This is a genomic window from Sunxiuqinia sp. sy24, from assembly GCF_052677165.1.
On sequence record NZ_JBQYLH010000016.1, the window covers coordinates 122,001 to 133,042 of the forward strand.

Annotated in this window: 5 protein-coding genes; 3 read left to right on the top strand and 2 right to left on the bottom strand. The window is 44.2% G+C overall.

Annotated features, from left to right (window positions below; all coding sequences use genetic code 11):
* The first annotated feature begins 415 nt into the window (after positions 1-415).
* From acs to ACUNWA_RS14435, 3 genes are all read left to right on the top strand, one after another.
* On the top strand, positions 416-2,329 hold the full coding sequence (gene acs / locus ACUNWA_RS14425) for an acetate--CoA ligase (protein WP_445592631.1): 1,914 nt from the start codon (positions 416-418) through the stop codon (positions 2,327-2,329).
* A gap of 282 nt (positions 2,330-2,611) precedes the next feature.
* Positions 2,612-6,082, top strand: a complete 3,471-nt coding sequence (locus tag ACUNWA_RS14430) for a hypothetical protein (protein WP_445592632.1) — start codon at positions 2,612-2,614, stop codon at positions 6,080-6,082.
* Between the two features lie 161 nt (positions 6,083-6,243).
* Positions 6,244-7,176 carry a putative 2-dehydropantoate 2-reductase gene (locus ACUNWA_RS14435; RefSeq protein WP_445592633.1) on the top strand — a complete coding sequence of 311 codons (933 nt, stop codon included), beginning with the start codon at positions 6,244-6,246 and terminating at the stop codon, positions 7,174-7,176.
* A 59-nt stretch (positions 7,177-7,235) separates the two neighbouring features.
* Here ACUNWA_RS14435 and ACUNWA_RS14440 read toward each other — a convergent pair whose 3' ends face one another.
* Both ACUNWA_RS14440 and ACUNWA_RS14445 read right to left on the bottom strand, forming a co-directional pair.
* Entirely contained in the window at positions 7,236-8,945 is a 1,710-nt protein-coding gene (locus ACUNWA_RS14440) for a peptide MFS transporter (protein WP_445592634.1), read from the bottom strand.
* Between the two features lie 183 nt (positions 8,946-9,128).
* Positions 9,129-10,652 (bottom strand): peptide MFS transporter, encoded by a 1,524-nt coding sequence (locus tag ACUNWA_RS14445; protein ID WP_445592635.1) that lies wholly within the window; start codon positions 10,650-10,652, stop codon positions 9,129-9,131.
* Between the last annotated feature and the right edge of the window lie 390 nt (positions 10,653-11,042).

An 11,042-nucleotide genomic window follows, 5' to 3' on the forward strand; every position in this document is an offset into this window, starting at 1 on the left:
ATTTAAAGGGGGTACTCAATTGCAGTATGGTTGGATAATAAGGACATAAGTGTCATTTTTAGGGCTTCGGTTATGAATAGGCAAAGTGGCCGATTCGAAAGAAAAGATATTTTCAGACACTTAAAATAACACCTAGTTAACTAGATAGTTTTAAGGTTGAAGAACGAATATCGAACTTCGCTTGAATCAGGATGAAAAAATAACAGCTAAATGTGAAGCGAGTGAGCAGATCCGAAGTTTTGGCTGCAAGCTCACATCTGTGCACGCGTGATTTGTAGAGTAATAGGCTTGAATGGTTGCTTGTTAATCTTTTGTAGCATTGGCTAATAAAATGCCATGGTCTTGCATCTTATTTTTATTCAGTTTAAATTAGTATTATCTAATTTTCAAGAAAACAACCTAAAAAACGAATAAAATGATAAACAAGATTCATAGCCTGGGAGGCTATATTCACGAGTATCAGAAAAGCATTGCTAATCCTCAGGCTTTCTGGGCCCAGCAAGGCGAGAGTTTTTTCTGGAGGAAGCGTTGGGATAAAGTGATTGACTGGAACTTTGACGAGCCCAGTATTAATTGGTACGTTAATGGAAAGTTGAATATCACCGAAAACATCTTCGAACGTAATCTATACACACATGGTGATCAGGAAGCCATTATTTGGGAGCCTAACAACCCCCAGGATGAATCACGAATTTTAACTTATGCTGAACTCTTTTCCGAAGTCAATAAATTTGCCAATACTTTGCGGCGTTTAGGCGTTGGCAAAGGCGACCGCGTGGCGATTTACATGCCGATGGTTCCGGAGTTGGCCATTGCCTTATTGGCTTGTGCCCGCATAGGAGCTATTCACTCTGTGGTTTTTGCCGGCTTTTCAGCCAATGCGCTGCAAGAGCGAATAAACGATGCTTCGGCTAAGGTACTTTTAACAGCTGATGGCGGTTTCCGCGGCGATAAGATTACGCCCCTAAAGCAAATTGCCGATGAAGCACTGGAATCTTGTGCTACCATCGAAACAGTGGTGGTGCTAAAGCGAACTAATTCGCCGATTGACATGGTTGTTGGTCGCGATATTTGGTGGCATAAAGCGGTTGATGGTCAGTCAGATGTTTGTCCGGCCGAGGAAATGGATTCAGAAGATCCCTTGTTTATTCTTTATACTTCCGGTTCTACGGGTAAGCCTAAGGGAATCGTACATACTGTTGGCGGTTACATGGTGTATTCGGCCTATACTTTTAGCAATGTTTTTCAGTACCACGCCGGGGATGTGTATTTCTGTACTGCGGATATTGGATGGATTACCGGACACTCCTACATTGTTTATGGCCCTTTGTTGACGGGAGCCAAAACGCTTATGTTTGAAGGGGTTCCAACCTGGCCCGATGCGGGGCGCTTTTGGGATATTGTCAGCAAATACCAAGTCAACCAGTTTTATACGGCCCCAACAGCCATTCGGGCTTTGCTGGCCAAGGGCAATGAGTTTCTGGAGGGCAAAAAGTTGGCTTCGCTGAAAGTGTTGGGAACCGTTGGTGAGCCAATCAATGAAGAAGCCTGGCATTGGTATCACGATCATGTGGGGATGAATCAGTGTCCGATTGTTGATACCTGGTGGCAGACTGAAACAGGTGGGATTATGATTTCGCCGCTGGCCGGCATTACCCCAACCAAACCCTCATTTGCGACCTTGCCCTTACCCGGGATTCAGCCTGTCATTGTCAACAATGAAGGGAAGGAATTGGTTGGTAATTCGGTTGAGGGTAATTTGTGTATTAAATTCCCATGGCCGGGAATGGCTCGAACCATTTGGGGAGACCATGAACGGTTTCGGGAAACATATTTTTCAGCCTACAATAAAATGTATTTTACCGGCGATGGTGTCAAGCGCGACGAGGATGGGTATTATCGGATTTTGGGTCGGGTTGACGATGTGATTAATGTATCGGGTCATCGGCTTGGGACGGCTGAAATTGAAAACGCAATTAACGAACACCCCTTGGTTAACGAATCGGCTGTCGTTGGTTATCCGCATGCCATTAAGGGGCAGGGAATTTATGCCTTTGTGGTTTGTGGTGAATTATCGACTGGCGGAGAAGAAGGGATTCGAAGAAGTATTATGCAAGGAGTTACTAAAATTATTGGACCCATAGCCCGCCCCGATCTGGTGCAGTTGGTTCCGGGACTACCCAAAACCCGAAGCGGCAAAATTATGCGTCGTATCCTTCGAAAAGTGGCTGAAGGTGATGCCTCTAATTTGGGCGATATTTCTACTTTATTGGATGAAGATGTGGTAGATCAGATTATTGAAGGGGCACTGGTCGATGTAAAACGATAAGTGTAAAACTATTTGTTGAAAAGGAGCAGGTGATGCTCCTTTTTTTAGGATGTGATGTTTGCGTTAAACTTAAATCAATTGGGCATCCATGGCCGGTCGGGTATTCTTTTTCTGCTTATTTTTGAGACTGTTCTACAACGCTTTGATGTGTCAATTGCGATGAACTTATGTCAGTGAGGCACGTACTACTTTTATAAAACCAGGAACCAAAAAATGGTTCAAATTGGAGATTTTGAAAAGGAAAAACGTTCTTCAAAAAATCAACACTAAAAATTAGATATCATGACTGTAAACAGAACCTTTGGAATAGTAGGCTTTGATAAAAATGAGCCTATGGTATCGGACAAGAAAAAGATTCAATATATTAACCTGAAGCTGGCAGCTGACGGTTATCCAACAATAATGAGCGGCACCAAGTCCGACTTACTGGAAATGGCGATGCCTTTATTGAATAATTATAACATCAAATCACGACTGCTGGATAATAACAGTTCGCCCATGGGTGAACGGATTCAGAAGTTTCTGGACGATTATCTGAGTGATGTCCCGGGCGATAATTCGATCACTTTCCCAGGGCATCCATTCATTCTTGATCGTTATGGTTTGGCCCGTATGGTTTCGCTTCCGTTGAATACCGACTATCATGAAACAGAGATCATCAAATCGTATCGTACTTCGCAGGGGGTTTTAAATAATCCCAAAGAAGATCGGCGAACCACAAAGGGCGTTTTCCACATCGCTGAAGGTGGACTTCCCATTCCGGATGACAAAAAGGCGGTTCCTAAAGCTACTTTTTGCAAGTTGTTGCAGGCAGCGCTGAATCCGCCAAAAGAAAGTATGCAACTTCCGTTTACGGCTAAGCAGGAACAGCCTGCCAATTTGTTTGTAAGCCTTATGCTGCGTCCGGTTGTTGTGCCTGAGGTTCCCGGAGTGATGGCGGAAAAATCCATGGAAGTTAATTTCCTGGCTCCCGGAAGTCTGGTGTCCAACCTCGATTTTGTGGAATCTATTTTTGGCAATGCCGGTGATCCGTTTTTGCCGGAAAATGATGCAGCACTTTCGCCAGATACCTGGACCGGACACTCCGGCTGTGTTATTCTTGCACCACATTTGACCAAAATGACCAAAAAGGAGCTGGGCCTTCCGCATTTCGATAATGCTACCGAACGTCAGCGTCGGGATGGCATGTGCTGGAAAAAGGATAATGAAAAATACAATGATGGAACGGCCTTTAAAATTACGGCAAGAGACGAGCGCGGTGTGGTTGTTACTTTGATTGCCGATAATTACTATGGCTATTGTAAGAAAGAAGTAAAGACAATGATCGGCTATTCAGCTAACTTGTATGGGTTGGCTGAAGAAGAACACGCTGGCGGAGCCATTGCTTTCCGCAGTTATAATCTGGGTGAAAAATGTTACCTCGATGAGCGGCTTCCTTCCAACGGACTTGATTTTGCCTCTTTTATTTATCTGTTTGCCGATCTCCTGGAGCTTAAGAAGGAAGGTTATGCGATCGATAAAAATTATCCTCAGGTGATCTATGTCCCTGAAGATGCCAACTTTGATTTGCTTAAGCAGACAGTTAGTTGGGATAAGGCTGGAGAAAAGCAGACCATTAAACTGCTACCTTATAAATATTACATTTATCCGAATGGTTATCGGGTAGAAATGAAAAAGCGTATTGATGGTCCTAAATGGCATTTGGTGGGAACTCAGGCCGAAGGAACCCTATGTCATAAGCCTTGTACGGTTTCGGGTGGTGGAAAATCAGAAATCTCGAAATCGATTAAGGATGCGATGATTCAGGGCTCGGTTATCGTGACTGATCTGAATGCTGATTTAGACATGGTGGAAGAAATCATGTCGACAGATTATTCTAAACGTTTTAAAGTTCCGGCCGATTACTCTGTCAATAAATCGCGCCACATTTTAAGTCGACGTCGTTCATTGGGCTCTGTTATTAAATTGCTGACGCCTTCGGATGAATATACCGATGATTACAATGCCTGGCTGACTTCTATTCCTCAGCGGATTAAAGTTCTGGTCTATGTTATTAAAGGAAATTACAGCGAAGATTGGGATAAAGATTGGCGTAAATATTTCTCCGTAGATAAGATCAATGGCGTTCCTGGTAATGAGCTGAAATTTCAAAACAACAAGCTTTTGTCGAACTACCTGCGTGTAGGACATGATACCGATAAATCGTGGCGACTTTTCTTGTTGAGGCAAGATTATAATCCATCGAGCAAAGTGCAGATGGAAGATGATATTACCGCATCAGTAACCTTGGATGCCGGAAAGTTGGAAAACCTGAATCCGGAATATGACAATCGAAGTGTGAAGATTGTGAAGAACTGCGAGTCTCGCTTGTTTCAGCGGCCGGATGACTGTGTTATCAAAGGTTATGACAAGCAAGGAGAAAAAGATCTTTCCAGCCCGAATACCTTCTTATCAAATTTTGAGCCGCTAACACGCGAACAGGTTCAGGAAATTAAAGATGATGCTATTGGGTTTGAGTTATACACTCAGCCGGTGAAGGATCTGATTAATAATTTTCTGGCAAGCGATAAGCCAGAATACTTGGTGGTTCCTTCAGAACCTCGTTTGGTGGATGGCGTAGCGTCTAAAAACCCACGTTACCTGCAGATTCGTCCCGATCTGGTTGATCCGGTAGAAAAATACATTGCCGAGATGACTACCCGGATTTTCAGAAAAGTGCCGCTGGATAAGCCCGTTTACCTACCGGTGAATGCGGTATTACCAGGGCGTAGAAATAATCCGGCCGAACCGGAAATCAATGTTCCGCCTTTAGCGGTTTATAACCCAATTCATTATCAGGAGTTACCCGAGTTGTTTATTGATTTTATTTGCAGCATCACAGGGAAATCTCCTTCAACAACAGGTTTTGGATCAGAGGGAGCCTTGACCAAAGGACCGTTCAACTCGTTGTTGCCAGCAGCCGATTTGAACAACGCTTTCTTGTCTTACATCCTGACCGGATATCATGGCTATTCTTCGGCTGCGGGCTATGTTGGTCCAAATTACAAGGTGGATCACGATGTTAGCTTGTTGGTTCCTGAACTTTGGTGTCGCATGTCTGTAGAAGAGCGCGATCCTGAATATTTGATCAAACATGGTTACCTTGAGAAAGTAGAAAATTTCAAGCATAAAGGGAAAATGGTTGATGCCAGTTTATTGGGATATCGGATTAACCTGCGGTTTGTCACTCATTTTATGGGGCGTATCTTTAGTAAGCCTGAGGCGGTATTTAGCGATGATATGCTGAAACCTGAGGCGCAGGATATGGATATGTTTGTCGCTTCAGTCGAAAACCTATCGGTGACACAAAAACGAGTGGCTGAAGGATTCATGCGCGATGGAACCATTGATTTGCTTTGTCCTCCGCTAAAAGCCTTAATTCACATCATGATTGATGGACAATATAAGGGGAAAGACCGGAGTCACCCGGACATTCGTGCCATGTTTACCCGCGAGGCTGTTTTAAGCAGTGCCTGGTATAATGAGCGCCTGGTTGAAAAGCAAAAACGTGATATTGCTCAGCAAGCAAATAATGTAACCTACATTGAAGAGGTGATTAAGCGCAAGAATTTTGCTGAAACTTCTGTTCGTCTTGAGCTACCTGAGCGCCTGAAAGCGGCGAAGGCACGATTGGCTAAAGTCTCATCTCCTGCTTATTTGGAGGACTTGAAAGGAACAATTGGCGTGGACACCCTTCGTCCTATTGACGATTGAGAATACGATCTCAAAAAAAGAAAAAGAATTGATTTAAAGGAGTCCAAAAGGGCTCCTTTTTATTATTTGCGGTATTCTCTGGTCTCACCCGGATCGGAGATCTTGAGCCGATTTTTTTAGCTTATTTTTGTCTATCAGAATTGAAAAAAAAGAAACAGAATATGAGATTTAAATATGCGGTGATTGGAACCGGTGGTTTGGGCGGGTATTATGGTGGCAAATTGGCTTATGCCGGCGCTGATGTTCATTTTTTACTTCGGAGCGATTATCAACAGGTTATTAATAACGGCTTGCGTGTGGATTCCGTCAAGGGCGATTTTCATCTTCATTCGGTGTCGGCCTATTCCACTATTCAGGAAATGCCAGCCTGCGATGTGGTGCTGGTTTGTCTGAAAACAACCAACAATCATATACTGGCAGAGCTATTGAAGCCCATTGTTCATGATCAGACTTTAGTCGTTTTAATTCAGAATGGGTTGGGGCTGGAAGAAGACTTGGACAAGGCTATTCCCGGATTGAAGGTAGCTGGAGGATTGGCTTTTATTTGTTCGCAAAAAGTGGGGCCTGGTCATGTGCAGCATCTCGATCTTGGGCGGCTTAATCTTGGCATGCATTCTTCCGAAGGGGAGGAAGTCCTCAAACAGGTTTGTCAGGATTTTGAACAGGCTGGCGTTCCCGCGACGTTTTCTTCCGATCTGGTTTTTTCGCGTTGGCAGAAGTTAGTGTGGAATATTCCGTTTAACGGGCTTACTGTTGTGTTGAATTCTTCTACCGATCAGCTCATGGCAAATCCGGAAGTTCGAACGCTGGCGCACGAAATGATGCTGGAAGTTGTACATGCAGCTCGGCATTGTGGCTTCCAGTTGGAAGAAGAATTTGCTGCAAAAATGATCGCAACAACTGCTGAGATGACACCCTACGCGCCCAGTATGAAACTGGATTTCGACCATCAGAGGCCCTTGGAAATTGATGCCATTTACTCGCGGCCGCTGCAAGTGGCCAAAGAGGCTGGCTTTGAGATGAAGAAAACAGCTATGCTGGAGCAGCAGCTGCGTTTCTTGGAAGCCCGCATGCAGCAAGAAAAACAGCAATAAATAAAAAGGATTCCTTATCTGGAATCCTTTTTATTGAGTTTTATTTTGCGCATTAGTTATTAATGGTGTACATGTTCGTTGTATACTCGCTTAAGCCAAGGCAGCAGCAGCAGGATAATGAGAAATGCGCCCATGGTTAGGATGGCATTGGTCAGGAAGAAGTTGGATTTCTTTTCGAATAAATCCCACATGCCGGAGAGGACGCCCGAGAGTTTGTTTCCAATGGCTGTTGATAAAAACCAGCCTCCCATCATTAGCGCGGCAATTCGTCGTGGCGCCAGCTTCGACACCAACGATAGTCCCATGGGGCTCAGACACAGCTCTCCAACGGTAATGACACCATAAACACCGAACAGCCAGGCAACCGAAGCTTTGTCGGCGCCATTGCCTGACATTACCGCGGCGGCTACCATTACCAGCCATGAAACCGCTGAGATCAACATTCCCCAGGCAATCTTGCCAGGAGTTGAAGGTTCTTTTTTTCGACGTCCTAAAAAAGTGAAAAAGGCCACAACTAAAGGCGTTAGAATCACTACAAAAAACGGGTTGATAGAGGCTTGAAGCTCCGTTGGCCACAAGGTCAGCTTTCCAAACATTCCGGTCGAGCCATCTTTCACTTTGTCCCATTCTTTTTCGGTTAGGTCGCCGGGTTTGCCATCCAGGTTTCCTTGTGGAAGTTCTTCGTTGTAGTTGTCAAAATAGTAGCTTGGACCAACTTCTGTTCCCAGGTTTTCGCCATGCAGGCCAACAATCTGCCGCTCGCGAGGAGCGGTTGATACTTCTTCGGTGCTGGCAATGGTATTGATGACTTGCTCCATTTTAGGACCGAGTTCTCGGTCAGTGTTGTTTTGCGCCCAATAGGTGAGGGCCGATCCATTTTGATGGAAGACAGCCCAGAAGATGATGACAACACCGAAAATGGACAGCAAAGCTGCAATTGGAGCCTTCTCATTTTTGTCAGCAGTTCTCCAGGTGTTGTAGAAGAAATATAGTACGGGCAGGCAGAAGAAAATGAAGGCATCGTTGGAATCGGATCCAAAGATGTTGTCAGGAATGATCCAGCCGATAGCTGCTGCTGCAAAAGCTGGTAAAAACAAGACGGTAAATATTTTTGATAGCGATAAATCGCCTGGGCGGGTCGGTGAAATTTTGTCAGCTTCTTTGATTTCTGGAACGCGCCAGTTGCCAAAGGCAAACCAAACAATTCCGATTAACATGCCAACTCCGGCAGCAGCAAATGCCCATCCCCAACCATAGGAAAGACGAAGCCAGGCGGCTACGAAGTTGCAAACAAAGGCACCAATGTTGATTCCCATGTAGAAAATATTGTAGCCGGAGTCTTTCAAATGTTCGTACTCGGGCTTTTCATAAAGCTTCCCTAGCAGTACCGAAACGTTGGGCTTGAATAGTCCATTTCCCAGAATGATCATCAGCAGCGACAGGTAAAAAGACAACATGCTGTCTGGAATGGACAGGCCAATATAACCAGCCGCCATAAATAAGCCTCCGATGTATATGGAGCGACGGTAGCCTAAAAAGCGGTCAGCGAGCAACCCCCCGAAAAAAGGAGTGAGGTAAACCAGTGCCAGATAGGTGCCATAAATGTCGGCTGCTTCCATGTTGCTCATACCCAGTCCGGCAAATTTGGCCGTTTCGGGGGCAATCATGTATAAGGTGAATATACCGAGCATCAGGTAATAACCAAAGCGTTCCCACATTTCGGTAAAAAAGAGGATCATAAGTCCCTTCGGATGTTTGTTTTTCGCCATAACTTAATCTATTTCTGTTGATAAAATTTCGAATTACAATAATAAGTAGCGGCCAAGTTACGCAAAATGATAAAACCCCAAAGTTTGCAGCTTTGATTTTTGAATTGATATTTATTGTTGATGTAAAAAAGAAAACCCGATTCAAATGAACCGGGTTTTATGCGTGTATAAAATGTTGTATCGTTATTTAATGCCTTTCATCATTTTTTTCAACCAAGGAGAAAGCACCACAAGCATAAGGGCAATAATAGCCGATTGAATGGCAATTAGCCAAAAAACCTGCACTTCCTGTCCTATGGCAGCTTCCAGTTTCATGGAGATCGCTTTCATTTGCGAAGCCACAAAATTACCGGCAGCAAAAGAGCCCATCCAAACACCCATCATGGTTGAAACCAATTTTGGTGGCGACAATTTGGTAACCATGGATAAGCCAATAGGGGAGAGACACAGTTCGCCAAAGGTGTGCAGCATAAATACAAATACGAGCCAAAGTGGGCTTATGAGTGTAACTGCACCTCCGGTGGTCGATTTGGTGTAAGCAATAGCCATCACAACAAAGCCGAGACTTAGCATGATCATTCCCCATGCAAATTTCATCGGAGTATTTGGGTTGAGGTTTTTCTTATCCAGTTTGGCCCACAGGATACTGAAGAGTGGAGCGAAACCAACGATAAAGATGGCGTTGACACTCTGGAACCAGCTCGCAGGAATTTCCCAATTACCGATCATACGCTGGGTGTTATCGCGGGCAAAAATATTGAAGGTTGTTCCGGCTTGTTCGAAACCGCTCCAGAAAAAGATATTGAAAACAGCCAGTACCATAATAACAGCAACCCGGCTCCATTCTGTTTTCCCATTCGTTCCCCGAAAGATATTTAACAACAGATAGCCTGTTCCACCAACAGCAATAAGTCGGACTAGCCAGCTTTGAGCAGATGATGAGATGGAGCTCCATCCCTGGATGATTCCAAAGACTAAGGCGACAATTCCAACGACATAAAGAACGATGCTTACCCAGTCGTTTATGGCTAAACGTACTCGTTCGCTCTTCACTTTGGGCGGCATTCCAATGTGTCCCAGGGTGTGGCTCCGGATAAAAAACCAAAGCGTACCGATCAGCATACCAACTCCCGCAGACATAAATCCATATTCCCAGGCAATCTGTTCGCCAAGCTTACCGGCAACCAGCGGAGCGATGAAGGCTCCCAAGTTGATTCCCATGTAAAAAATGGTAAACCCTCCGTCTTTACGTGGGTCATTGTTATCGTACAATTCCCCAACCATGGTGGAGATGTTGGGTTTGAAAAAGCCATTTCCGAGAATAAGAATTCCAAGACCGGCATAAAAAATTGTTTGGCGCAAGGCCATATCGCCTCCGTCAATCATTGCACTGGTAGCCAGTAAAAACTGTCCACATGCCATGGTTAAGCCGCCGATGTATATCGTTTTGCGTTGTCCAAGAACTTTATCGGCGAGCATTCCGCCAATAATTGGGGTAACATATACCAGCCCTGTGAAAATACCATAAATGGTAAAAGCATCCAGTTCTGCCAATTCAAAACCACCGTTGGCAAATGTGGCTGTTAGAAACAATACCAACAATGCCCTCATGCCATAGTAACTAAATCGTTCCCACATCTCGGTGGCAAACAAAGAGGATAACCCCATCGGGTGTCCAAAGAAAACAGTATTCTGATCTTTAGCCATATTCTTTTATGTTTAAAATGAAGCAAGCAAAGGTAATCATCTTTTTGCTTTTAGACTTGGTCAAATGTCAGCATTATTCGGGTGAAAGTTTAAAAAGTTAGATCTGAAATCGAATGATATTGCTCATTTTGTTAGCAAATAGATTGTAAGAGTATTAAATGTTAGGGCTTAAAGTTAGTGTTGTGGTGTTGGTTTTTGTTTTTCTGAGTGAATCCGATTCCGGGATTGGCAAAGGAGTGAAGTAAACGCTGATGGTTTGTTGATGTTAAGCTCTTTAATCACTTTTCATCAAATTGGTTTCCGTTTTTGCTCTTTCCATTCTCCTTTTTCCAATTGTTTTTGACTTTTTTTTCATCGCCTGATCGCGAAAAAAAGATGTTTATCCAAGTG

Excerpts from the sequence above, each read along its gene's own strand:
- ACUNWA_RS14440 (WP_445592634.1), bottom strand. The coding sequence starts at position 8,945 with ATGGCGAAAAACAAACATCCGAAGGGACTTATGATCCTCTTTTTTACC.
- ACUNWA_RS14445 (WP_445592635.1), bottom strand. The coding sequence starts at position 10,652 with ATGGCTAAAGATCAGAATACTGTTTTCTTTGGACACCCGATGGGGTTA.
- acs (WP_445592631.1), top strand. The coding sequence starts at position 416 with ATGATAAACAAGATTCATAGCCTGGGAGGCTATATTCACGAGTATCAG.
- ACUNWA_RS14435 (WP_445592633.1), top strand. The coding sequence starts at position 6,244 with ATGAGATTTAAATATGCGGTGATTGGAACCGGTGGTTTGGGCGGGTAT.
- ACUNWA_RS14430 (WP_445592632.1), top strand. The coding sequence starts at position 2,612 with ATGACTGTAAACAGAACCTTTGGAATAGTAGGCTTTGATAAAAATGAG.